This window comes from Streptomyces sp. NPDC006487, from assembly GCF_042870555.1.
Lineage (GTDB): Bacteria > Actinomycetota > Actinomycetes > Streptomycetales > Streptomycetaceae > Streptomyces.
Genome location: NZ_JBIAHN010000024.1, coordinates 91,558 through 114,672 on the forward strand (window position 1 = coordinate 91,558; position 23,115 = coordinate 114,672).

Annotated in this window: 18 protein-coding genes; 11 read left to right on the plus strand and 7 right to left on the minus strand. The window is 73.0% G+C overall.

What is annotated here, in order from left to right:
* Positions 1–10: 10 nt before the first annotated feature.
* The 3 genes from ACFYM0_RS34340 to ACFYM0_RS34350 form a co-directional block, all read right to left on the minus strand.
* The gene (locus ACFYM0_RS34340; protein WP_388508547.1) at positions 11–1,201 is read right to left on the minus strand and encodes an ADP-ribosylglycohydrolase family protein; all 1,191 of its coding nucleotides are present in this window, start codon (positions 1,199–1,201) and stop codon (positions 11–13) included.
* Positions 1,198–2,625, minus strand: coding sequence for an ADP-ribosylglycohydrolase family protein (locus ACFYM0_RS34345; RefSeq protein WP_388508550.1), 1,428 nt, complete (start codon positions 2,623–2,625; stop codon positions 1,198–1,200). The genes ACFYM0_RS34340 and ACFYM0_RS34345 overlap by 4 nt, the downstream gene beginning before the upstream one ends.
* A 479-nt stretch (positions 2,626–3,104) precedes the next feature.
* The gene (locus tag ACFYM0_RS34350; RefSeq protein WP_388508553.1) at positions 3,105–4,091 is read right to left on the minus strand and encodes an ADP-ribosylglycohydrolase family protein; all 987 of its coding nucleotides are present in this window, start codon (positions 4,089–4,091) and stop codon (positions 3,105–3,107) included.
* Between the two features lie 268 nt (positions 4,092–4,359).
* Between ACFYM0_RS34350 and ACFYM0_RS34355 the strand changes: the two genes are divergently transcribed.
* The 3 genes from ACFYM0_RS34355 to ACFYM0_RS34365 all read left to right on the plus strand — a co-directional run bounded on the left by ACFYM0_RS34355 (position 4,360) and on the right by ACFYM0_RS34365 (position 11,471).
* Positions 4,360–5,091 (plus strand): VIT1/CCC1 transporter family protein, encoded by a 732-nt coding sequence (locus tag ACFYM0_RS34355; protein WP_388508555.1) that lies wholly within the window; start codon positions 4,360–4,362, stop codon positions 5,089–5,091.
* Between the two features lie 376 nt (positions 5,092–5,467).
* Entirely contained in the window at positions 5,468–10,018 is a 4,551-nt protein-coding gene (gene gltB / locus ACFYM0_RS34360; RefSeq protein ID WP_388508606.1) for a glutamate synthase large subunit, read from the plus strand.
* Positions 10,011–11,471 (plus strand): glutamate synthase subunit beta, encoded by a 1,461-nt coding sequence (locus ACFYM0_RS34365; protein WP_388508557.1) that lies wholly within the window; start codon positions 10,011–10,013, stop codon positions 11,469–11,471. The genes gltB and ACFYM0_RS34365 overlap by 8 nt, the downstream gene beginning before the upstream one ends.
* Before the next feature lie 165 nt (positions 11,472–11,636).
* On the opposite strand, the gene ACFYM0_RS34370 is transcribed toward ACFYM0_RS34365, so the two are convergent.
* Positions 11,637–12,419, minus strand: a complete 783-nt coding sequence (locus ACFYM0_RS34370; protein ID WP_388508560.1) for a GntR family transcriptional regulator — start codon at positions 12,417–12,419, stop codon at positions 11,637–11,639.
* Complete coding sequence (locus ACFYM0_RS34375; protein WP_388508562.1) at positions 12,416–12,964, minus strand: GntR family transcriptional regulator; 549 nt, start codon at positions 12,962–12,964, stop codon at positions 12,416–12,418. Before ACFYM0_RS34375 ends, ACFYM0_RS34370 begins: the two co-directional genes overlap by 4 nt.
* Positions 12,965–13,113: 149 nt before the next feature.
* On the opposite strand from ACFYM0_RS34375, the gene ACFYM0_RS34380 reads away from it, so the two are divergent.
* The 3 genes from ACFYM0_RS34380 to ACFYM0_RS34390 all read left to right on the plus strand — a co-directional run bounded on the left by ACFYM0_RS34380 (position 13,114) and on the right by ACFYM0_RS34390 (position 17,213).
* Positions 13,114–13,503 (plus strand): ATP-binding protein, encoded by a 390-nt coding sequence (locus ACFYM0_RS34380; RefSeq protein ID WP_388508564.1) that lies wholly within the window; start codon positions 13,114–13,116, stop codon positions 13,501–13,503.
* 189 nt (positions 13,504–13,692) lie between these two features.
* The gene (locus tag ACFYM0_RS34385; RefSeq protein ID WP_388508567.1) at positions 13,693–16,269 is read left to right on the plus strand and encodes a molybdopterin-dependent oxidoreductase; all 2,577 of its coding nucleotides are present in this window, start codon (positions 13,693–13,695) and stop codon (positions 16,267–16,269) included.
* Positions 16,266–17,213 (plus strand): FAD binding domain-containing protein, encoded by a 948-nt coding sequence (locus ACFYM0_RS34390; RefSeq protein WP_388508570.1) that lies wholly within the window; start codon positions 16,266–16,268, stop codon positions 17,211–17,213. The genes ACFYM0_RS34385 and ACFYM0_RS34390 overlap by 4 nt, the downstream gene beginning before the upstream one ends.
* Before the next feature lie 160 nt (positions 17,214–17,373).
* Here the strand turns inward: ACFYM0_RS34390 and ACFYM0_RS34395 are convergent, their stop codons facing one another.
* Entirely contained in the window at positions 17,374–17,850 is a 477-nt protein-coding gene (locus ACFYM0_RS34395; RefSeq protein WP_388508573.1) for an ArsR family transcriptional regulator, read from the minus strand.
* Between ACFYM0_RS34395 and ACFYM0_RS34400 the strand changes: the two genes are divergently transcribed.
* The 3 genes from ACFYM0_RS34400 to ACFYM0_RS34410 all read left to right on the plus strand — a co-directional run bounded on the left by ACFYM0_RS34400 (position 17,838) and on the right by ACFYM0_RS34410 (position 20,190).
* Positions 17,838–18,743: a S41 family peptidase gene (locus ACFYM0_RS34400; RefSeq protein ID WP_388508576.1), complete on the plus strand. Its 906-nt coding sequence runs from the start codon at positions 17,838–17,840 to the stop codon at positions 18,741–18,743. The two genes, ACFYM0_RS34395 and ACFYM0_RS34400, sit on opposite strands and share 13 nt — an antisense overlap.
* 155 nt (positions 18,744–18,898) lie before the next feature.
* Entirely contained in the window at positions 18,899–19,105 is a 207-nt protein-coding gene (locus tag ACFYM0_RS34405) for a hypothetical protein (RefSeq protein ID WP_266877023.1), read from the plus strand.
* Positions 19,102–20,190 (plus strand): hypothetical protein, encoded by a 1,089-nt coding sequence (locus ACFYM0_RS34410; RefSeq protein WP_388508579.1) that lies wholly within the window; start codon positions 19,102–19,104, stop codon positions 20,188–20,190. The genes ACFYM0_RS34405 and ACFYM0_RS34410 overlap by 4 nt, the downstream gene beginning before the upstream one ends.
* Positions 20,191–20,405: 215 nt before the next feature.
* Here the strand turns inward: ACFYM0_RS34410 and ACFYM0_RS34415 are convergent, their stop codons facing one another.
* The gene (locus ACFYM0_RS34415) at positions 20,406–20,873 is read right to left on the minus strand and encodes an SgcJ/EcaC family oxidoreductase (RefSeq protein WP_388508581.1); all 468 of its coding nucleotides are present in this window, start codon (positions 20,871–20,873) and stop codon (positions 20,406–20,408) included.
* A 95-nt stretch (positions 20,874–20,968) separates the two neighbouring features.
* Here ACFYM0_RS34415 and ACFYM0_RS34420 point away from each other — a divergent pair, with 95 nt between their 5' ends.
* Both ACFYM0_RS34420 and ACFYM0_RS34425 read left to right on the plus strand, forming a co-directional pair.
* Complete coding sequence (locus tag ACFYM0_RS34420) at positions 20,969–21,463, plus strand: MarR family winged helix-turn-helix transcriptional regulator (protein ID WP_388508584.1); 495 nt, start codon at positions 20,969–20,971, stop codon at positions 21,461–21,463.
* 137 nt (positions 21,464–21,600) lie between these two features.
* Positions 21,601–23,025: a DUF1906 domain-containing protein gene (locus ACFYM0_RS34425; protein ID WP_388508587.1), complete on the plus strand. Its 1,425-nt coding sequence runs from the start codon at positions 21,601–21,603 to the stop codon at positions 23,023–23,025.
* Positions 23,026–23,115: the final 90 nt, after the last annotated feature.

The window sequence follows — 23,115 nt, forward strand, 5'->3', positions numbered from 1 at the left end:
GTGGCAGGGCTCATCGGGGGGCCGTCAGGGCCGCGAAGGCGGCTTCGTGGGTGCGGCGGCGGGAGGCGTCGCGGGCGAAGACCTCCCGGGTGATCGCGGCCAGCGAAATCGCCGGGGCGCGCAGGTCCAGTCGGCTGGCCTCCGCGACCCGGTCCGACCAGGCGGGGGGGACGGCAGAGACGCCCGACAGGGCGCCTGCGATCGCACCGGCCATGGTGGCGATGGAGTCGCAGTCGCGGCCGTAGTTGACCGCGCCGAGCACGGAGGTCTCGTAGCAGCCGTCCGCGACGAGCAACATGCCGAGCGCCACTGGGAGTTCCTCGATGGAATGGAGGCGGGATGGGCGCCGTGCGCCCAGGGACGGCGTGCGGTAGTCCGGGCCGACCGAGTCGTAGGGGGCGACCGCCGCCCGCAGGGGGGCCAGCGCCGACTCGAAGTCCCGGTGCCCGGCGGCGACTTCGCAGACCGCCGCGATGGCCGCGCGGGTGCCGTCCTTGGCCAGGGAGAGGGCCGTGTCCACCACCGAGGCGGCCGTCGCCCCCGGCACGCAGGCCGCGGCCACCGCCGCCGCGAACACGCCCGCGGCCTCCCGCCCGTACGAGGACTGGTGCGCGCCGGTGACGTCCAGGGCCTCCGCGTACGCCGCGGCCGGATTGCCGGCGTTGACGAGGCCGACCGGCGCCGTGTACATCGCCGCGCCGCAGTTGACGATGTTGCCGTTGCCCGCCTCCCGAGGGTCCGCGTGCGCGTAGTGCAGCCGGGTCACGATCCACTTCTCGGCGAGGAAGATCCGCTGGAGGGGGAGGGCGTCCGCCTCCAGTTCCGGGATCCAGCGGGGGGTGGTCATCAGGTCCGGCACCAGGTGCTCGGCGATCGCGTACGCGTCCAGGTGGTCCCGTACGGCCTCGTAGACCCGTACCAGCGCGTGCGTCATCAGGGTGTCGTCGGTGACGTGGCCGTCGCCCTTGTGGTACGGGGCGATCGGGCGCGCCGTACGCCAGTCCTCGTGCCACGGGCCGACGATGCCGCGCACCCGGCCGCCGTGCCGCTCCACGATCTGTTCCGGGGTCCAGCCCTCCACCGGGCCGCCCAGCGCGTCGCCGACGGCCGCGCCGACGAGGGCGCCGGCGATCCGGTCGTCCAGGGCGGGAGAGGGAGTGTGGGTGCTGGGAGTGGGGTCCACGGGGGTCAGGGTCGTCATGTCCGGGGCTTTCCTTGGGGCTTGGGTGAGGTGAGTTCCGTACGGGTGAGCAGCGCGGCCAGCTCGACGAGGTCGGTGCCCGCGAGGCGGGGGAGGGCGCAGCCGGAAAGGGTGCGGCACGCTTCGCGCCAGGCGGCGGGGAGCGAGTCGCCGCCGCCGAGGGCGCCGGTCAGGGCCCCGGCGAGGGCGGGGGCGGAGTCCGCGACCCGCGACAGGCAGGCCGCGGCCGGGACCGCCTCGCCGACCCGGCCGCGGGCCGCGGTGGCGAGGGCCAGGGCCACGGGGACGGTTTCCGCGGCGGCGATCCCGTAGCTGTAGACGTGGTCGACGATCTGGTGCTCCAGGAGCGGGACGATCGCGAAGGCCCCGCCGGTCGTCTCGGCACGGGCGAGTGTCACCGCGTGCCGGGCGTTGCGGCCGATCTCGGTGGACTCGGGGAGCTGCGCGAGGGCGGCGTCGACGGCGGCGTCGGTGTCCGCGGCCGTGCAGGTTCCGGTGCCGGCGAGGGCGGTGGCGATGGCGGCGGCCATGGCGCGGGCGCCGTGGACCCCGTCGCCGTCCTGGGTGTAGCGGGCGTCGAACTCGGCGAGGTCCGCGGCGGCTTCGGGGTCCCCGGGATGGACGACGGCCAGGACGCAGGCACGGATGCAGGCGGCGTCGTCGAAGTAGTGCGGGTTGTCGTGGCCGGTGGCGGGCGGGCGCAGGCCGGCGGCGAGGTTGCCGAGGCCCGCGCGGACGGAGATCCGGGCGCGGAGGGGAAGGACGGCGGACTCGACCTCGGGCGCGCGGTCCGCTGCCGCGGCCACCTCGCTGGCCAGCGCGTTCCATGCGAGATCGATGGCGGCGCGCATGCGGCGGGACCGGGAGAGGTCGCTGAGCAGCACTCCGGCGGCGGTGAGGACGGACTCGGCGGCGAAGGCGGCCCACTCGGCGTCGTCGGAGGGGCCGAGGCGCAGCGGTTCCGGGGGCTGGTTGAGGGCGATCGGGACGGGGAGCGTGGTGGTGGCGTTCTGCTCGGCGAAGGTGTCGAGCTCGCGGGTGAGGCGGCGGGTCCACTCGGGCATGCGGCTGGCCCGGTGGCGTGCCGCGGGCCACCCGGCGGCGTCGCCCGCGGCGAGCCCGAGCAGCAGCCCCTCGATCCGGCGGGGCCCCGCGGGGGCGGGCCCGGGGGCCGCCTCGGTGCGGGGCTCGGCGGTGGCGGTGGATGCCGCCGTAGCCGTAGCCGTACGGGGCTGCGCGCCCCGCGGGGCGTCGGTTCCGGCCGGGGCGGCCGTGACTCCGGCCGGGGTGGCGAGCGGGCCGGCCGTGGCTTCCGCCGGGGCGGTGCGGGGCCGCGCGGTGGCGGTCGCGGGGGCGGCTTGGACGGAGGTGCTCCCGTTCGGGGGCTGGGGGTGGCCCTGGGCGGCCCGGTCGGGCGCGTCCACCGCATCAGCGGTACGGGCCTGCGTGCGCGCCGGGGCGGCGTGCCCGGCGGGGGCCGGCTGTGGTCCGGGGCCGGGGCCGGGGCCGGGGCCGGGCTGTGGTCCGGGGGCCGGCTGCGGGCCGGGGGGATTCGCCCCGTACCCGCCCCTTCCCGAAAGCGGGGGCAGGCCCCCGGGCCCCCGGTCCGGAGCCGATGTCTCCGTCGGCCCGGGGGCCGCGTCGCCCCGTACCGCGGTTGCGGCTCGACGGAACTCGGGCACCGGCGTGCCGGCGACCCCCGGTCCGCGGGCCGGGTCGGGCCGGCAGTCCGCGGGGGCGGCGGGCCCGCCCGCCTCCCCGGGAACCTCCCGGTCGCCGGCCGGGCGCCGCTCGGCCCCGGGGGTGTCCTCGGGGGGCGGGGCGGTCAGGGTGGTGGCTTCCGCAGGCGGAGTGTCGTGCCGGGGAGGTGGGTTCGCGGCGGAGGAAGTGGTCGGGGTCAGGGTCATCGGGGGGTCTCGGTTTCCGGGGTGAGGAGGTCCGCGATGTCCAGGACGTGGTAGCCGCGCATCGAGGGGAGGCAGCTTCCGCGGACCGGGCCGATCACCGAGGACCAGGCGGCCGGGATGGCGGGGGCGCCGGCCATCGCGCCGGCGAGTGCACCCGCCACGGCCGCCGTGGTGTCCGCGTCGCGGCCCATGTTGACGGCCATGAGGACGGAGGAGGCGAAGTCGCCGCCGCAGGCGGCGAACGCGCCGAAGGCGAGGCCCACCGCCTCGGGGGCCAGGTCCGTCCAGGGGTAGCCGCCGATGACCACCGCCGAGCGGACCGCCCGCTCGCCGCGCGGGGCGGCCGTCACGGCACGGCGCAGGGAGCGGGCCGTCCAGGAGTCGGAGGGGATGACGGAGAGGGCCGCCGAGATGACGGAGGCCGCCGACCCGCCGGCCATCGCCGCCGCGACCCCGGCCGCGACGGCCTGGCCGCCGTAGATGCCCTCGCCGTCGTGGCTGACGCACCCGTCGATGGCGACGAGCCGGGCGGCTTCGGCCGGGCGGCCCGCCGCGAAGACGCCGAAGGGGGCCGCCCGCATGGCCAGACCGTCCGACCAGGCGTGCCGGTGCTGGGCGGAGATGGGGGCCGCCAGGCCGCGGCGGAGGTTCTCCAGGGTGCCGCGTTCGGAGAAGCCTGCGCCGCGGAACGGGCCTTCGTCCAGATCCGCGATCCAGGTGTGCCACGCCCGTTCGACGTGGGCGACCGTCAGCGCCGATCCGTGGCGGGCCAGCAGCAGGCCCGAGAAGATCGCGTACTCCGTGTCGTCGGTGCCCGCCGGGTCGTCCGATACGAAGCCCTCGATCCGGCCCCATTTCGCCCGGATCTCCGAGGGCTTCATGTTCTCCGCGGGGGCGCCCAGCGCGTCACCCACCGCGAGTCCGAGAAGAGCGCCCCGGGCCCGTTCGAGGAGGACCTGCGGATTGCATGCAATCAGCTCCATGGCGCGCCTCTCCACTTGATGGGACTCATATTGAGCCCTTGGGGGATTTGTGCCATGGCATGTGGTTTGTCGCTCGTCGCGAAACACCCGCCGCGGGCCGCCGTCACCCGGTCGCCGATCCCCAAAACCCCAGGTAAGTACGGCCTTCCTTGCTGGCGGGCGACAGAAATCGTGCGTAGTTTCGAGGTGTTCCGGGGGAGTGGGTGTCCGCGCGTCGTCCATGGCACAGCTCTGTGCACCCACTCGTACAAAAGGGGAGATAGTCGGCATGTCCATCATCGATATCGAAGCACCGCTTCACACCGCCCACCGCGACAACCACACCCACCGTGACGTCAACGGCGGATGGCTGCGCCCGGCGGTCTTCGGTGCGATGGACGGGCTGGTCTCGAACCTCGCGCTGATGACCGGCGTGGCCGGCGGCGCCGTCGCCCCGCACGTCATCGTCGTCACCGGCCTGGCCGGCCTCGCCGCCGGCGCCTTCTCGATGGCGGCGGGGGAGTACACCTCGGTCGCCTCGCAGCGCGAGCTCGTGCTCGCCGAACTCGACATAGAGCGCCAGCAGTTGCGCAAGCACCCCATCGACGAGATGGAGGAGCTGGCCGAGCTCTACGTCTCGCGCGGCGTCGAGCCTGCGCTGGCCCGAGAGGTCGCCATGCAGCTCTCCCGCGACCCCGAGCAGGCGCTGGAGATCCACGCCCGCGAGGAGCTCGGGATCGACCCGGACGACCTGCCGTCGCCGATGGTCGCCGCGGTGTCCTCCTTCGGATCGTTCGCCCTCGGCGCGCTGCTCCCGCTGCTGCCCTACCTGCTCGGCGCGGTCACCCTGTGGCCGGCGGTCCTGGTGGCGCTGCTGGGCCTCTTCGCCTGCGGCGCGGTGGTCTCCCGGGTCACGGCCCGGTCCTGGTGGTACAGCGGGCTGCGCCAGCTCGTTCTGGGTGGCGCGGCCGCGGGTGTGACGTACATCCTGGGAACCTGGATCGGCGGAGCCGTAGGCTGACCGTGCAGGGAGTGAGACACTATGCAGTACGCAACATAAGTAGTCAGTTACTCGGCGGTTTCGATTCCGTGTCCGCCGGGCATCAGACTCTGGGCGCCGGGCAATGAGGCCCGCCCCGTGCCGGGACCTTCGTCCCGTGTCCCGATGGCAGGACACCTGCGAAAGTCCCCTCTTGTCTGCTCCGTGCAGTGTCCGCATGCTGGAATGACGTATCCGCTTCTCGGGATTGTCGTCATCATGTAATCTGCACGAAATTTCGCAGAGGGCCAACGTCGTCCCTCGGCTATGCACATATGCCACGACGACGACGGGAGAGCCGATGCGTTCCGCATCCACGCACTCCGCGACCGGCCTCAGCACCACCGCCTGGTCGCCCATGGACGGTCGCCCCGCCCAGCAGGGCATGTACGACCCGCGCAACGAGCACGACGCCTGTGGCGTCGGCTTTGTGGCCAACCTCACCGGCGAGGCCAGCCACACGCTGGTCGAGCAGGCGCTGACCGTATTGCGGAACCTCGAGCACCGAGGCGCCACCGGATCCGAGCCCGACTCGGGCGACGGCGCCGGCATCCTCTCCCAGGTCCCCGACGCGTTCCTGCGCGAGGTGGCCGGTTTCGACCTTCCCGAGGCCGGCGCGTACGCCGTCGGCATCGCCTTCCTCCCCGCCGACGGCACCGCACAGGCCGTCGCCGTGGAGCAGATCGAGGCCATCGCCGCCGAGGAGAACCTGACGGTTCTCGGCTGGCGCGAGGTTCCGGTCACCCCCGACCTGCTCGGCAACGGCGCCCGCGCCACCATGCCGGCCTTCTCCCAGCTCTTCGTGAGCAACGGGACGAGCGGGATCGAGCTGGACCGCAAGGCCTTCGTGCTGCGCAAGCGCGCCGAGCGCGAGGCCGGGGTCTACTTCCCGTCGCTCTCCGCCCGCACGATCGTCTACAAGGGCATGCTGACCACCGGCCAGCTCGAGCCCTTCTTCCCGGACCTCTCGGACCGCCGCTTCGCCTCCGCGATCGCCCTGGTCCACTCCCGGTTCTCGACGAACACCTTCCCGTCGTGGCCGCTGGCCCACCCGTACCGCTTCGTCGCGCACAACGGCGAGATCAACACGGTCAAGGGCAACCGGAACTGGATGCGGGCCCGCGAGTCCCAGCTGGCGTCCGGCCTCTTCGGTGAGGGCGCCCTCGAGCGCATCTTCCCGATCTGCACCCCGGACGCCTCCGACTCGGCCTCCTTCGACGAGGTCCTGGAGCTGCTCCACCTCGGCGGCCGGTCCCTCCCGCACAGCGTGCTGATGATGATCCCGGAGGCGTGGGAGAACCACACCTCCATGTCGCCGGCCCGCCGCGCGTTCTACAAGTACCACTCCACGCAGATGGAGCCGTGGGACGGCCCCGCCTGCGTCACCTTCACCGACGGCACCCAGGTCGGCGCGGTCCTCGACCGCAACGGTCTGCGCCCCGGCCGCTACTGGGTCACCGACGACGACTTCGTCGTGCTCTCCTCCGAGGTCGGCGTCCTGGACATCGACCCGGCCAAGGTCGTCCGCAAGGGCCGCCTGCAGCCCGGCAAGATGTTCCTCGTCGACACCGCCCAGAAGCGGATCATCGAAGACGACGAGATCAAGGACGCGCTGGCCGCCGAGCACCCGTACGCCGAGTGGCTGGAGACGGGCGAGATCGAGCTGACGGACCTGCCCGAGCGTGAGCACATCGTGCACACCCACGCCTCGGTCACCCGCCGCCAGCAGACCTTCGGCTACACCGAGGAAGAGCTCCGCGTCATCCTCGCGCCGATGGCCCGCACCGCGGGCGAGCCGCTCGGCTCCATGGGTACGGACTCCCCGATCGCCGCCCTGTCCGAGCGCCCCCGGCTGCTCTTCGACTACTTCACCCAGCTCTTCGCGCAGGTCACCAACCCGCCGCTGGACGCCATCCGCGAGGAGCTCGTCACCTCGCTGCTGTCCTCGCTCGGCCCGCAGGGCAACCTGCTGGAGCCGACCGCCGCGTCCTGCCGCAGCGTCACGCTGCCGTTCCCGGTGATCGACAACGACGAGCTGGCCAAGCTCATCCACGTCAACGCCGACGGCGACATGCCGGGCATGAAGGCCGCCACCCTCTCGGGCCTGTACCGGGTCTCGGGCGGAGGCGCGGCGCTGGCCGCCCGCCTGGAGGAGATCCGCGGCGAGGTCGACGCGGCCATCGAGAACGGCGCGCACCTGATCGTCCTCTCGGACCGTCACTCCGACGCCGAGCACGCGCCGATCCCCTCGCTGCTGCTGACCTCCGCGGTGCACCACCACCTCATCGCCACCAAGCAGCGCACCCAGGTGGGTCTGCTGGTCGAGGCCGGCGACGTCCGCGAGGTCCACCACGTCGCGCTGCTCATCGGCTACGGCGCGGCCGCGGTCAACCCGTACCTCGCCATGGAGTCCGTCGAGGACCTCCTGAGCGCCGGTACCTTCCTGTCCGGCCTCGAGCCGGAGCAGGCCATCAAGAACCTGATCTACGCGCTCGGCAAGGGCGTCCTGAAGGTCATGTCCAAGATGGGCATCTCCACCGTCGCCTCCTACCGCGGCGCGCAGGTCTTCGAGGCCGTCGGCCTGAACGAGGAGTTCGTCGCCGCGTACTTCGCGGGCACCGCCACCAAGATCGGCGGCGCCGGCCTGGACGTCATCGCCAAGGAGGTGGCCGCGCGCCACACCAAGGCGTACCCGGCCTCCGGCATCGCGGCCACGCACCGCGCGCTGGAGATCGGCGGCGAGTACCAGTGGCGCCGCGAGGGCGAGCCGCACCTGTTCGACCCGGACACGGTCTTCCGCCTGCAGCACGCCACGCGCAACCGCCGGTACGACATCTTCAAGCAGTACACGGACCGGGTGAACGAGCAGTCCGAGCGCCTGATGACGCTCCGCGGCCTGTTCGGCTTCAAGGCTGCGGAAGCCGGCGGGCGTCCAGCAATCTCCATCGACGAGGTCGAGTCGGTCGCCGACATCGTCAAGCGCTTCTCCACCGGCGCCATGTCGTACGGCTCCATCTCCAAGGAGGCGCACGAGACCCTCGCCATCGCCATGAACCAGTTGGGCGCCAAGTCCAACACCGGTGAGGGCGGCGAGGACCCGGACCGCCTGTACGACCCGGCGCGCCGCTCCTCCATCAAGCAGGTCGCCTCCGGCCGCTTCGGTGTGACGAGCGAGTACCTGGTCAACGCGGACGACATCCAGATCAAGATGGCGCAGGGCGCCAAGCCCGGCGAGGGCGGCCAGCTGCCCGGCCACAAGGTCTACCCGTGGGTCGCCAAGACCCGGCACTCCACCCCGGGCGTCGGCCTGATCTCCCCGCCGCCGCACCACGACATCTACTCCATCGAGGACCTGGCTCAGCTGATCCACGACCTCAAGAACGCCAACCCGGTCGCCCGCATCCACGTGAAGCTGGTCTCCGAGGTCGGCGTGGGTACGGTCGCGGCCGGTGTCTCCAAGGCCCACGCGGACGTCGTCCTCATCTCCGGCCACGACGGCGGTACGGGCGCGTCTCCTCTGACGTCCCTGAAGCACGCGGGCGGTCCCTGGGAGCTCGGCCTCGCCGAGACCCAGCAGACCCTGCTGCTCAACGGGCTGCGCGACCGCATCGTGGTCCAGACGGACGGCCAGCTCAAGACCGGCCGCGACGTCGTCATCGCCGCGCTGCTCGGCGCCGAGGAGTTCGGTTTCGCGACCGCGCCGCTCGTCGTCTCCGGCTGCGTCATGATGCGCGTCTGCCACCTGGACACCTGCCCGGTCGGCATCGCCACCCAGAACCCGGTCCTGCGCGACCGCTTCTCCGGCAAGCCCGAGTTCGTCGTCAACTTCTTCGAGTTCATCGCGGAGGAGGTGCGCGAGCTCCTCGCCGAGCTGGGCTTCCGCACGATCGAGGAGGCCGTCGGCCACGCCGAGCTCCTCGACACCAGCAAGGCCGTGACGCACTGGAAGGCGCAGGGTCTCGACCTGGAGCCGCTCTTCTACGTGCCGGAGCTGCCCGAGGGCGCGGTCCGCCACGCCCAGATCGAGCAGGACCACGGTCTGGAGAAGGCGCTCGACAACGAGCTCATCCGCCTCGCCGCGGACGCGCTGAACGCCGACTCGGCCGAGACCGCGCAGCCGGTCCGCGCCCAGGTCGCGATCCGCAACATCAACCGGACGGTCGGCACCATGCTCGGCCACGAGGTCACGAAGAAGTTCGGTGGCGCGGGCCTGCCCGACAACACCATCGACCTGACCTTCACCGGTTCCGCCGGCCAGTCCTTCGGCGCCTTCCTCCCGCGCGGTGTGACGCTGCGCCTCGAGGGCGACGCCAACGACTACGTCGGCAAGGGCCTCTCCGGCGGCCGTGTCGTGGTCCGTCCCGACCGCGGCGCCGACCACCTGGCCGAGTACTCGACCATCGCGGGCAACACGATCGGCTACGGCGCCACCGGCGGCGAGCTGTTCCTGCGCGGCCGCACCGGCGAGCGCTTCTGCGTCCGCAACTCCGGCGCCCTGGTCGTCTCGGAAGGCGTGGGCGACCACGGCTGCGAGTACATGACCGGCGGCACCGCGGTCGTCCTCGGCGAGACGGGCCGCAACTTCGCGGCGGGCATGTCGGGCGGCGTCGCGTACGTCATCGACCTGGACCCGGCCAACGTCAACGTCGGCAACACGGGCGCGCTCGAAGCCCTCTCCGACACCGACTCCCAGTGGCTGCACGATGTGGTGCGCCGCCACGAGGAGGAGACCGGCTCGACCGTGGCCGCGAAGCTCCTGGCTGACTGGACCGCCTCGGCGGCCCGCTTCAGCAAGATCATCCCGACCACGTACAAGGCAGTGCTCGCCGCCAAGGACGCCGCTGAGCTCGCCGGACTCTCCGAGTCCGAGACCACGGAGAAGATGATGGAGGCGGCGACCAATGGCTGACCCGAAGGGCTTCCTCACCACCCCGCGCGAGACCGCCTGCACCCGTCCTGTGGCCGAGCGCCTCAAGGACTGGAACGAGGTCTACGTTCCGGGCTCGCTGCTGCCGATCATCAGCAAGCAGGCCGGCCGCTGCATGGACTGCGGCATCCCGTTCTGTCACAACGGCTGCCCGCTCGGGAACCTGATCCCCGAGTGGAACGACTTCGCGTACCGCGAGGACTGGACCGCCGCGTCCGAGCGGCTGCACGCGACGAACAACTTCCCGGAGTTCACCGGGCGGCTGTGCCCGGCGCCGTGCGAGTCCGCCTGCGTGCTCGGGATCAACCAGCCGGCCGTCACGATCAAGAACGTCGAAGTCTCGATCATCGACAAGGCGTGGGACAACGGCGACGTCACCCCGCAGGCGCCCGAGCGCCTGTCGGGCAAGACCGCCGCGGTCATCGGCTCCGGCCCGGCGGGTCTCGCCGCGGCCCAGCAGCTGACCCGGGCCGGCCACACCGTGGTCGTGTACGAGCGCGCCGACCGCATCGGCGGGCTGCTGCGCTACGGCATCCCCGAGTTCAAGATGGAGAAGGTGCACATCAACCGCCGCATCGAGCAGATGCGTGCGGAGGGCACCAAGTTCCGTACCGGTGTCGAGGTCGGCCGCGACATCACCGCCACCGACCTGCGCAAGCGGTTCGACGCGGTGGTCATCGCGGCGGGCGCGACCGTCTCCCGCGACCTCCCGGTCCCGGGCCGCGACCTCAAGGGCATCCACTTCGCGATGGAGTACCTGCCCCTCGCGAACAAGGTCCAGGAGGGCGACTTCATGGCGCCCCCCATCACGGCCGAGGGCAAGCACGTGGTCGTCATCGGCGGCGGCGACACCGGCGCGGACTGCGTGGGCACCGCCCACCGCCAGGGCGCGGCCTCGGTCACGCAGCTGGAGATCATGCCCCGTCCGTCCGAGGACCGGCCGGCCGGCCAGCCCTGGCCGACGTTCCCCATGCTGTACAAGGTCACCTCTGCTCACGAGGAGGGCGGCGAGCGGATCTACTCCGTCTCCACCACCCACTTCGAGGGCGACGAGGACGGCAACGTCCAGGCGCTCCACCTGGTCGAGGTCGCCTTCGAAGACGGCAAGCTCGTCCAGAAGGCCGGCACCGAGCGCGTCCTCCCCGCGCAGCTGGTCACCCTGGCGATGGGCTTCACCGGCACCGACCAGGAGAACGGCCTCACGGCGCAGTTCGGCCTGGCCATGGACGCCCGCGGCAACATCGAGCGCGACGCCTCCTACGCGACCAACGTCGACGGCGTCTTCGTCGCCGGCGACGCCGGCCGCGGCCAGTCGCTGATCGTCTGGGCCATCGCGGAAGGCCGCTCGGCCGCCCGCGGCGTGGACCGCTTCCTGACCGGCACCAGCGCCCTCCCGTACCCGGTCAAGCCGACGGACCGCTCGATCACCGTGTGACCCGCAGTACCCCCGGCCCGGCCGGGGACCTCTCCTGAGGTCTCGTAGTACCCCCGGCCCGCCGGGACCCCTCATACGGTCCGTACAACGAAGTACGGCACTCGACACAACGCCCGCCACGTCCCCGACCAGGGGTGGCGGGCGTTGTGGCGTTCGGGGAAAGGATCAGGCTTCGGGCGTGAACTCGTACTGGAGCTCGTACAGGTGGCCGGCCTTCACCATTACGGTGACCTCGATCGGCTGCGCCTCCGCGTCGTACACCGTACGAAGGGTCCGCAGGACGGGTAGATCGCCGGGCAGGCGCAGTGCGGTGTACTGCTCCTGCGTTGCGACACGGGCGGAGAGCCGGTCCACGCTGCGGTGGGGCGGGAAGCCGAGCCCCGTCAGCAGGGTCGGAGTGCCGCCCCGGATCCGGCGGGGCTCCGCGAGGGCGGTGCCACGCGCGACGTCCGGCCGGTAGTACGAGCTGACCAGCTCGGCGGGTTCGCCCTCGAGGGCGATCAGCTGGCGCCTGCACACGGCGGGACTGCCCTCGGGGAGGCCGAGCGCGGCAGCGACGTCGCCGACGACCGGGACCTCTTCCACTGCCAGCAGGGTGCTGTGCGCTGTGCGGGCCGGTTCCGATGCTTCGGTGAGCCACGGGTAGGCCGCCCCGTCCACGGCCGGTGTCAGGGAGCCGGCCGGGCGAACGGTCCGCTGCCGGGTGTCCCGTACGGTCACGGCCGAGCCCGCACGTCCCAGGGCCAGTCCCTCGTCCTTGAGGAGCTGGACGGCCTTCTGGATCGTGGCGTTGGAAGCATCGAACCGGGTCTTCAGCCGCGCGGTCGAAGGCAGCTTCGATCCAGGCGCGAGGCCGCCGCTCATGATCTCGTCCCGCAGATCGGCGGCAATGCGGGCGTGGAGCGGCCGGGGGTCGGAGCCTTCGGCTTCGGAACTGGACAGGGTCATGCGACCTCGATGTCGATCTCGTACCGCAACTGCTGGCGCGTGGCAGGCATGACCATCACGTCGGCCTGGATCGGCCGCCCCGCTGCGTCGTAAGTGGTCCGGGCGAGTTGGATGATCGGCTCGACCGGCCCGAGGCGCAGTTGCTCCCGTTCTCCGGGACTCGGCATGCGGGCCGTCACGTTCTCGACGGCCCGTACGCCGATGTGTCCCAGTCCGGCCAGCAGGGTCACAGCGCCACCTCGGATCTTTGCCGTGCCGGCCAGAGGTGTGCCTGAGGCGATGTCGGCAGGGTAGTAGGTGTCGGTCAATTCGGTTGGCCCGCCGTCGAGTTCGATGATCCGGCGACGGACGATGACGGGCTCCCCGGTCGCGAGGCCGAGCATCCTGGCGACTTCAGCCGGGGCCTCGCCCTCTCCGGCGTGCACGATGCGCTGCCCGCCGCGACGGCCCGCGCCTTGGGCCTCATCGGTCCAGGCGTCCGAGTCTCCGGCGGCACGGGGGGTGAGGTACGGCATCGACGTGCTGATCCATCCGCTGCCGCTCACGCTGCCTCCTGAGTGTCTGCCGCTCTCTGCCGGTGCCCACGTTAAGCGACACCTCTCTCCTATCCCAGCCTGCAAACCTTGCTGGTTTTCGCGAATAGCGATACGTTCTGTGTGGCCTTGGAAGCTCAGCGTTAAGGCGGTGGGGTGCTATGACCTTGTCCCGGCAGCAGCGGTTCCCTCGGGCCCGTGCCTCGGTGCGCGCGGCCCGTCAGTTCGTGGGTGACACGCTTGGTGATTGGGGCCTCTGCGAGCGGCGGGACGACATTCGGCTCTGCGTGTCCGAACTCGCCACGAATGCCGTGCTGCACGGGGTTCCGCTGGGGCGGGAGTTCTCCGTGCGGCTGGAGTGGGAGGGCGGGATCGTGACGATCGAGGTGCGTGACAGCGGCCCTGGTTCCCCCGTCGTGCAGCGACCAGATCCTGGCGCCGGGCGTGGCCGGGGGCTGTGGTTGGTGGTGGAGCTCGCGGACGAGTTCCAGATCCGTGACGAACGGGTGGGCAAGACGATCAGGGCCGGGTTCAAGCTGGCCTCGGTATGAGGTGAGTGACTGTGACACAACGCCCGCCACGTCCCCGACCAGGGGTGGCGGGCGTTGTGGCGTTCCGGGGCGGTCAGGGTTCGGGCCGGGGGGCGGTGTGCCGAGCTGCGGGGGCGGTGGGGGCGGGTTATCAAGGGGGGTGAAGGCGAACCCGGCTGGTGTGGGGGTCGTCGCCCCCACGGTTGAGGAGTGCGTCTCGTGGAGTTCGAGGTCAATGGCGTCCCGTGTGCGGTGGACGTGGACGGTGATCCTGCTGCCGTGGAGGTCGTGCGGGAGCAGTTGGGGCTGACCGGGACCAAGCTGGTCTGCTCCGGCGGGGTGTGCGGGGCGTGCACGATCCAGGTCGACGGGGAGCCGCGGGTGGCGTGTCTGACGCCGGCGGCGCGGCTGGGCGGGCGGCGGGTGACGACCGTGGAGGGTCTGGCCGGTCACCCGGTCGGGCGTGCCTTCGCCGGGGAGGACGCCCTGCAGTGCGGTTACTGCACGCCCGGGTTCGTGGTCGAGGCGGCCGCGTTCTTCGAGCGGTGGCGGGCCGCGCACGGGCGGGCCAGGCCGGGCCGGGAGGAGATCGCGGAGGCGCTGGCGGGTCACCTGTGCCGTTGCGGCGCCTATGAGGGGATCCTCAGAGCCGTGGCGGCGGCCTGCGCGGGCGAGTACGAGACGGATGCGGTGCGGGGGCCGGTCCCGCGCGCCGAGGCCGCCGAGAAGGTCGACGGGTCGGCCCGGTACACCACCGATCAGCGGCCCGAGGGGCTGCTGGAGGGAGTGATCATCCGCTCGCCGCACGCGCATGCGCACGTACGGTCCCTGGAGGCCGGGGATGTGGTGGTGGTGCCCTTGCTGCCCCCTGATGGGGTGGTGCGGTACGTCGGGCAGCCCGTCGCGGCCGTCGCCGCGGCGGACCGGGCTTCCGCGCGGGCGGCCGCCGGGCGGGTCAAGGTGGAGTACGAGGTGCTTCCGGCCGCCCTCGACGCGGACCGGGCGCGGGCCGGCGAGGGGCCGCTGGTCTACGAGGACAAGGCGGCGCGGAAGCTGGCGCCGGGATCGGGTGAGGCCCCGCAGCTGACGCCCGCCCGCTGGCGCGGCAACCGGCGCGGGCCCTCCGCCATGAGCAAGCGGCCCGCCACGGCCGTGCGCCGGATTGTCGAGGCCCGCAAGAACAGCCCCGAACGGGTGGTGGAGGGCCTGTTCACGACCGCCGCGCAGACCCACACCCCGCTCGAACCGCACGCCTGCCTGGCTCGCTGGGACGAAGGCACCCTCCACCTGGAGGTGTCCACGCAGTCGGTCAGACAGGTGGCCGTACTCGCCGCCGAGCGCTTCGGCGTGCCCCTCGACCGGGTCGTGGCCCGGGCCGTGCACGTCGGCGGCGGCTTCGGCTGCAAGATGGGGCTGACCTCCGACGTGGTCGCCGCGGTGGAACTGGCCCGGCTGCACGGCGCCCCCGTGCGGGTGGTGCTGGACCGGGACGAGGAGCTCACCGACGGCGGGTACCGGCCCGGCACCCGGATCCGGCTGGCGATGGCCGCGGACTCCGCCGGGGAGCTGAGCGCGCTGGCCATGGACGTGGACACCGACGGCGGGGTCTCGGTGGGCGGCACCGTCGCGGCGCTGGCCCGGTTCATGTACGGCAAGGCCCCGCGCCGGCTACGGGACTTCGACACCGTCACCCACCGGCCGCCCGGCGCGCCCTTCCGCGGCCCGGGCGGACCCACCATGTGCTGGGCCCTGGAACAGGCCGTCGACGAGATGGCCCACCGGCTCGGCCAGGACCCCATCGCCCTGCGCCGCCGCTGGGACGGCAACCCCAAACGCCACGCCCTGTACGACCTGGCCGCGGCCCTTCCGGCCTGGTCGGGCACCCGCGGCGGCACCGGGCGGTTCCGCCGGGGCGTCGGCGTCGCGGCGGCCAACTGGCTGTACTTCCTCGACCCCGCCACCGAGGTCGAGCTCACCGTCGAGGACGGGATCGTGGTCGCCCGCTGTGCCGTGCAGGACATGGGCACGGGCGCGCGCACCGTACTGCGCCGGGCCGTCGCCGAAGGACTCGGCGTGGCGGAGGACCGGGTCCGGGCGGAGGTCGGGCACAGCGACACCGTCCACGGCCCCACCTCCGGCGGCAGCCGCACCACACCGTCGATCGTGCCCGCCGCCGCGGACGCCGCCGCACGGCTGCGCGACGCGCTCGGCGCCGGTGACGGCGACGTGGCCTCCCGGTTGGGCCTCGCGCACGGCGTACGGGTCACCGGCCGGCGCACCCGGGACCACCGGGGCTTCGTGACCCCCCTCAACCTGACCATGGGCGGCGTGGCCATCGGCCGCGGCTTCACCGGATCGGTGCAGGTCGCCGAGGTGGAGGTGGACACCCGGCTCGGCCGGATCCGCCCGCTGCGCGTGTGGAGCGGCATCGCGGCGGGCCGCATCCACGAGGAACGCCTCGCCCGCAGTCAGTGCGAGGGCGCCGTCATCCAGGGAGTCGGCTACGCCCTGTTCGAGGAGCGGCGCACCGACCCGGCCACCGGCCGGGTGCTGACCGACAACCTGGAGGACTACCGCATCCCCGGCATCGCGGACACCCCCGAGATCACCGTCCACTTCCATCAGGAAGGCTTCGAGCACGTCCCCGGCGGCGGAGTCGGCCTCGGGGAGATCTCCACCCTGCCCACCGCCGCCGCCCTGGCCAACGCGGTCCACGACGCCACCGGCCGGCGCCCGTACGACATGCCCATCCGACCCGACCGTCTCCTGGAAGGACTGGGTACGTGAGCACCGAGCCCACTCTCACCGACCTCTCGGCCGCCGTCCTGGCGCGCGGCGGGGAGCTGCGCGCCGGTGGCACCGACACCACCGCCCGGCAGCGCTCCGGCATCAGCCCGGGCCCGTTCACCGACCTCGACGGCGCGGACGGCCTGCGCGGCTGCACGCCGCTGCCCGGAGGAGGGCTGCGGATCGGCGCCCTGACCACGCTCGCCGCGCTGGCCGCCGATCCGCGGGTGCGCTCCGGCTGGCCCGCCCTGGCGATGTCGGCCGGGACCGCCGCGACCCCGCAGATCCGCGCCGCCGGCACCCTGGGCGGCAACCTGCTCCAGCGCAACCGCTGCTGGTACTACCGCAATCCGCACGTCAGCTGCCTCCAGAAGGGCGGCTCCGGCTGCCCCGCGCGCGAGGGCGACCACCACTTCGGCGTGGTCAGCGGTGACGGCCCGTGCGTCGCCCCGCACCCGTCGACCCTCGCGATGGCCCTGCTCACCTACGACGCCGGGGCCGAGATCCACGGCGAATCGCCGCGCACCGTAGCCGAGTTGTACGGGGACGGCGACCGGCTCCACCAAGCCGACCACCTGCTGGCACCGGACCGCATCCTCACCGCGGTCCTGCTGCCGCCGCCGCTGCCGGGCGAACGCGCCGCCTGCCACCGCGCCACCAGCCGGGCCCTCGGTGAATGGCCCCTGGTCGAGGCCACCGCCCGGCTCGCGCTGGACGGCGCCACCGTCACGCACGCGGCGGTCGCGGCGGGCGGGGTGGCACGGGTTCCGCTGCGGCTGCCGGAGGTGGAGGCGGCCCTGATCGGCCGGGAAGCCACCCCCGGGGTCCTCGAGGCCGCGGCAGCGACGGTGCTCGCCCGCTGCCGGCCGCTGCCCCAGACCGGCTACAAGACCACCCTGTTCCGCGACACCGTCCTGGAGGTCCTGGAACGGGCCGCGGCCTAGGCCGTCTCTTTCGGATCTTGCCTGGCCCGCGCCGCCCGGCACCGCACCTCGCCGCACTGCCGGGTCACCGCGTACGTCCAGTACGCGGGAGACCCGGCAGCACGGCGAGGCACGGCACCGGACGACGCGGGCCTGACCGGCAAGATCCGAAAGAGACGACCTAGGCGGAACCGGTGGCGCCAGGTGGCAGGGGCTGCCGAGAGAGCGCCACCAGCACACCGTGCAGGGGCTGGTCCTCCGAATCCTCCTCGGCCTCGTCGACCAGTCTGCCGAGGGTCTCGCCGAGTTCCCTTGCCTTCGAGGGGCTGAGACGCAGGTGGCGCAGTGTCAGGTGGGCCTCGGCGGGCGAGCGGTTCAGCTCCTGGGCGAAAGCGGCGAGCAGCGCGGCGGTGCCTGCCGCCCGGGGTTCGGCGACGACCATGTGGCGGGCCGTGCGCTGGTAGTACCGCTCGGTGCCGCCGCGGACCTGGCGGGTCCCGGCGATGTGGACCAGCCCGGCTTCGCGGAGGACTTTGAGGTGGTGGGCCACGTCGCCCTTCTTCGCTTCGAGCTGCTCGGCACGCTGCCTGACGGGGTGCCGAAACTCTTTGACGCTTTCGCAAGGGCAGTGCTCTACTCCCAGCCATGACCACTTCAACCAAGCTTCCGCCGGCTCCTGTCATCGACGAAACGGTCCGGCTCGTGAACGAGCACTACGTCTTCCCCGAGATAGCCGAGCAGCTCGCCGGCCTGCTGCAACGGCGCCTCGCCGAGGGTGCCTACGAAGTCGACGGCGCCGAGGAGCTCGCCCGTCTGGTCACCGCGGACCTGCAGTCCGTCAACGGCGACCGACACCTGAGGCTGAAGCACCACGTCGACCCGGTGCCCCCGAAGCAGGACGCGGCCACCCTGCAGGCCATGCGCCGGGACTTCGACACCTCGCTGGGCGGTGCGCCCCGGGTGCAGTTGCTCGACGGAGGGGTCGCCGTGGTGGAGCTGGCACCGATGCTGTTCCCGCTGGACTGGGCCGCCGAACCGCTGGGCGCCGCGCTCACCCTGGCCTCCCGCGCCCAGGCGCTGATCGTCGACCTCCGCGCCAACCGGGGCGGCGACCCGGACACGGTGGCCTTCGTCGCCGGTTACCTGCTCGACGAGCGCACCCATCTCAACACCATGCACTGGCGCGGCGGCGAGCGCAGGGAGCAGTCCTGGAGCCCGCCGCACGTTCCCGGCGCACGCTTCGGCGGCAGCAAGCCGTTGTACGTGCTGACCGGCGACAGCACCTTCTCTGCCGCTGAAGAGCTGGCGTACGACCTCCAGCAGCTCGGCCGCGCCGTGGTCGTCGGCGAGCGCACCCGTGGTGGCGCACACCCGTGCAAGGGCTGGACGGTGCACCCACACCTGGAAGTCACCGTCCCCTTCGGCCGCGCCGTCAACCCCGTCTCCGGCACGAACTGGGAAGGCACCGGCGTGCAGCCGGACATCCCCTGCGCTGCTGCGGACTCCCTCGACCGCGCACACGCGCTGGCCCTCGCCCGACTGGCAGGCTGACCCGGTCCAGGGCATCGACACCGACCCCCGCACGAGTAGTGCCCGGCCGGTCCTACCCGCGAATATTGACTATTAGTCAATTCGGGCCCACGCTCGACGCGAGCCGTCGTGTCGTCTTTGGTGTGGGAGGTCGTCCCGTGCGTACAGATGAGGAAATGGGCCGCTTGGCAGGGGAGTTGGGGGGTGCCCGGCCCCCCGCTTCGTTCGCGGAGCTGGATGCCGGGGAGCTCGCTCGGCTCGCCGAGGCGCTCAAGGCGGAGCGGGCGCGCCAGGCCGAAGGCCTGAACCAGGCCGCCGAGGAGGCGCTGGGACTGGTCCCCGCCCTCGCGCGCGGAGCCGTGCGCAAGGTGCTCTTCCGGTGAGCCGCGCCGAAGTGGAGAAGATCGCCCGGCTGGTGGGCGCGGACGCCGGGGAGCTCGGCTTCCTGCGCGGGCTGCCGGACGAGGACGTACGGGCGTTCCGCGAGCAGGTCAGCGGCGTACTGAACGACGGCGCACCCGAGATGCTGGACCGGATCGCCGCCGCGACCAAGCTGGTGCCCGCCGGGGTGGCGGCCGCCATCTCGCAGAAGGCGCTCGGGCCCCGGCTGGCCGCCGGCGTGGCCGGCCGGCTGGAGTCGGGCCGGGCCGCCGCCATCATCGAGAAGCTGCCCGTCTCCTTCACCGCCGAGGCCTGCGGACACCTGGACCCGCGGAAGATCTCCGGGATCGTCGACCGGCTCGACGAGGGGCTCGTCGTGCGGATCGCCACCACCCTCGCCGAGAACCGCGACCACCTCACCATGGGCCGGTTCGTCGGTCACATGCGGGACCGGGTGCTCCGCCGGATCCTCGACCAGGTGGACGACGCGGTGGTGCTGCGCGCCGGCTTCTACGTGGACCTGCCCGAGCGGCTGCCCCGGATCCTGGAGCTCATGGGCGACGACCGGCTCGGCGCGGTCGTACGGGCCGCTGCCGCCGAGGAGCTCTGGGAGGAGGCCCTCGGCGTCGCCGCGATGGTCGGCGGCGACCAGCGGCTGCGCATCGCCGAGCTCACCGCCCGCCTCGGCGCGGCCGAACTCGACTCGCTCGTACGGGTGACGCACGCCGAGGGCCTGTGGGAGTCCCTGCTCCCGCTCGTGGCGCTGCTCGGCGAGGAGGACCGGCTCGCGGTGGCCCGGCTGGAGTCCCTGCGGGACCCGCTCGTGCTGGCCGGGGTGGTGCGGGCCGTCGTGGCGACCGCGCTGTGGGGCGCCTTCCTGCCCCTGGTCGGCGTCCTGCCCGAGGAGTCGCGCAAGGTGGTGGCCGATGCCGCCGCCGGACTGGGCGACGCGGAGCTCGAAGGGCTCGTGCGCGAGGTCGACAAGCAGGACCTGTGGGAGCTGGTGCTGCCGCTGGTCGAGCTGATGGAGGAGGCGGGCAAGGAGCGGATCTTCGCCCTGCCGGCCTTCCAGGAGCAGGGGGAGTAGCGGAGCGTTCCCGGGGGCGGCGGTCGGGCGGGTGGTGCGGCGGCCCGTGGCCCGCAGGGTGGTGTGCACCACGGCCTCCGGGGCCGGGTCGGGTCGGGTCGGGGGACGTCGGCTCTGCCTCAGGCCCCGGCTCAGGCCCCGGCTCAGGCCCCGGCTCCGGCCCCGGCTCCGGACCCGGCTCCGGACCCGGCTCCGCGGCGGTGGGCGGCGTACGGTCAGCGCTCGGAGGACGGGACGAGGCCCGGGGCGAACCGGTGGGACAGGGACTCCATCAGGGGCTTGCGCTTGGTGTTCTGGAACGCGGCGATCCGCCACTGCCCGTCCGGGTCGCGGACGAGGGTGTACGTCTGGACCTTGGTCGGCTTCGCCGGGCGCTTGCCCTTGTAGGTGTCCCCGCGGCCGTTGGCCACGGCCACGTCCGGGCCGTAGAAGCGGACGTCGAGGACCTCGTCGGCCAGCCGGGTGCCCTTGAGGAAGCCGGCGAAGAGGGTGCGGTGGCTGTCCACGATGTCGCGGCGGCCCCGGTAGAAGGTGCCGACGTAGGTGACGTACGAGGCGTCCTCGGTGAAGAGCTCGCCGTACGCCTCGGCGTCGTGGCGCTCCCAGGCGGCGACGAGCCGGTCGAGCACGGCCCGGACGGAGGCGGAGGCGGAGTCCACGGACCCGCCGGTGGGCTGCTGCATGACGGACCATCTCCAATTGGCTAGACTGAGGCAGATACTGATCAAATGCAGTATCTGCATGCGTGCAGATATAAAGGTAGGAGGCGATCCCGAGAATGGCAACAGGCGGCGGCGGCCCGGACGCGCACACGGTCTTCCGGCAGTACCTGGACGCCGTCGGCCTCCAGGGCCTGGCCAGCGCAGAGGCGGCCGGACTGCACACCTCCGAGTGGTACGCACTCAGCCTCATCACCCTGGAGGGGAGCCTGTCCTCCGGTGAGCTCGCCACCCGCACCGGGCTGACCACGGGGGCGACGACCCGGCTCATCGACCGCCTGGAGCGGGCCGGTTACGCCCGCCGGGCCGCCGATCCGGGGGACCGGCGGAGGGTCATCGTGGAGCCGGTACCCGACGCGCTGGACCGCATCGAGGACGTGGTCGGACCGGCCCGCCGGCACATCGCGACCCTGATCGGGTCCTACACCCCGGAGCAGCAGGCCCTGCTCTTCGACTACTTCGCCCGCGCCGCACCCGCGTTCCGCGCGGCCACGGAGGAGATCCGCGGCGCCACCGCCCCCCGCCGGAGCAAGGGCCGCCCGCCTGCGGAGTAGGGGGTAGGGGAGCAGGGGGGGAGCGAGGGAACCGGGTGCGGCCGTCCGCGGCGCGGTGCGGCCGTCCCGTCAACAGGTGGCCGCGGGCTCTCGTGCCTCTGCGTCAACCCCCGGGCCTTCTGGTAACAGTGGGTCACATGCTCCCCACCCACATGATGTTGAGCTGCCTGCTGGGCGCCGCGCTGCTCGCTCCCGTCCCCCTCGGGGCCGCCGAGGGTCCCACAGCCGACGGCCGCACCGCCGACGGCCGCACCGTCGACTACCGCGGGCTGCGCCTCACCGTGCCCGCCGACTGGCGGGTCGTCGACCTCGAGCGCAACCCCGACGCCTGCCTGCGCCTCGACGTGCCCACCCTCTACCTCGGGCACGCAGGCGGCCAAGGCGAATGCGGAGCCGCCCGCGCCGCCGCCCCCCGTTCCGACACGCTGCATCTGGAGCCGCTCGACGGGGCCCCGCCGCGCGCCGACATCCCCACCGTCGGGGGTGACGAGGGCGACCCCCTGGCCAAGGTCCGGGGCGACAGCAACGAGATCCGCTACGCCCTGCGCCGCGCCGGGGTCATGGCCACCGTCTCCTACGCCTCCACCCCCGAGGCCGTCCGCGCGGTCCTCACCCGGGCCCGCGCCCTCACGCCCCCGGCGGCCCCCGGCCCGGTCCCCGTCGATCCGGCCGGGGTCGTCGGCGGGGGTCCCCGCACCACCGTCCAGGGGCCCTTCACCGGCGAGGGCTTCGACGCCTGCACGGCCCCCACCCAGCGCACCATGAACGCGTGGCGGGCCGACTCGCCCTTCGGCGCCGTCGGCGTCTACATCGGCGGCCGCGCCCGGGCCTGCGCCCAGCCGCAGCTCACCGCCGGATGGGTGAGCCGGCAGGCCGGGGCGGGCTGGCACCTCATGCCGATCTGGGTCGGCCCCCAGCCCTGGAACAGCTCCTCCACGGGGCTCTCCACCGACCCCTCCGAGGCCAACGAGCAGGGCCGGGCCGAGGCCGAGGGAGCGGCCCACGCGGCCGCGGCACTGGGCCTGGCCGAGGGCACGGTCCTCTACAACGACCTGGAGAACTACACGGACCGGGCCACCTGGGACGCTCCGGTCGTCGCCTACCTCACGGCCTGGACGGTGCGCCTGCACGAACTGGGCTACGGCGCCGCCGCCTACGTCGCGGCGAGCTCCGGGGCCAAGGCGCTGAGCGCCCACTATGCCCAGGCCCCGGACGCCATGCCCGACGTGCTGTGGGTGGCCCGCTGGAACGGCGCGGCCTCCGTCACCGACGCCGACCTGGGGCTGCCCGCCGGCACGAGCCAGTGGGCGGGGGGCCGCCGCGCCCACCAGTTCCGCGGGGACCACGACGCCACGTACGGGGACGTGACGCTCAACATCGACCGGAGCTGGCTGGAGGTCGGAGCCCCGGCCATGAAGGCCCCGGCCCCGGCGAAGGCTCCGAAGGCCCCGGGCAAGACGCCCAAGGCCTCCAAGACTCCCGGCAAGAACCCGAAGGCCCCGGCCAAGACCCCGCCCGGGATCCTGGCGGACGTCCTGACCCGTGCCCCGGCCAGGACCTAGGTGTGTTGTCCGGGGACGTTGGTGACACGCGTGCTGGGTTCTTGAAATGGGTGAGGGCCTCCGGGTTCGGTGGGGATTGCGACATCTCAA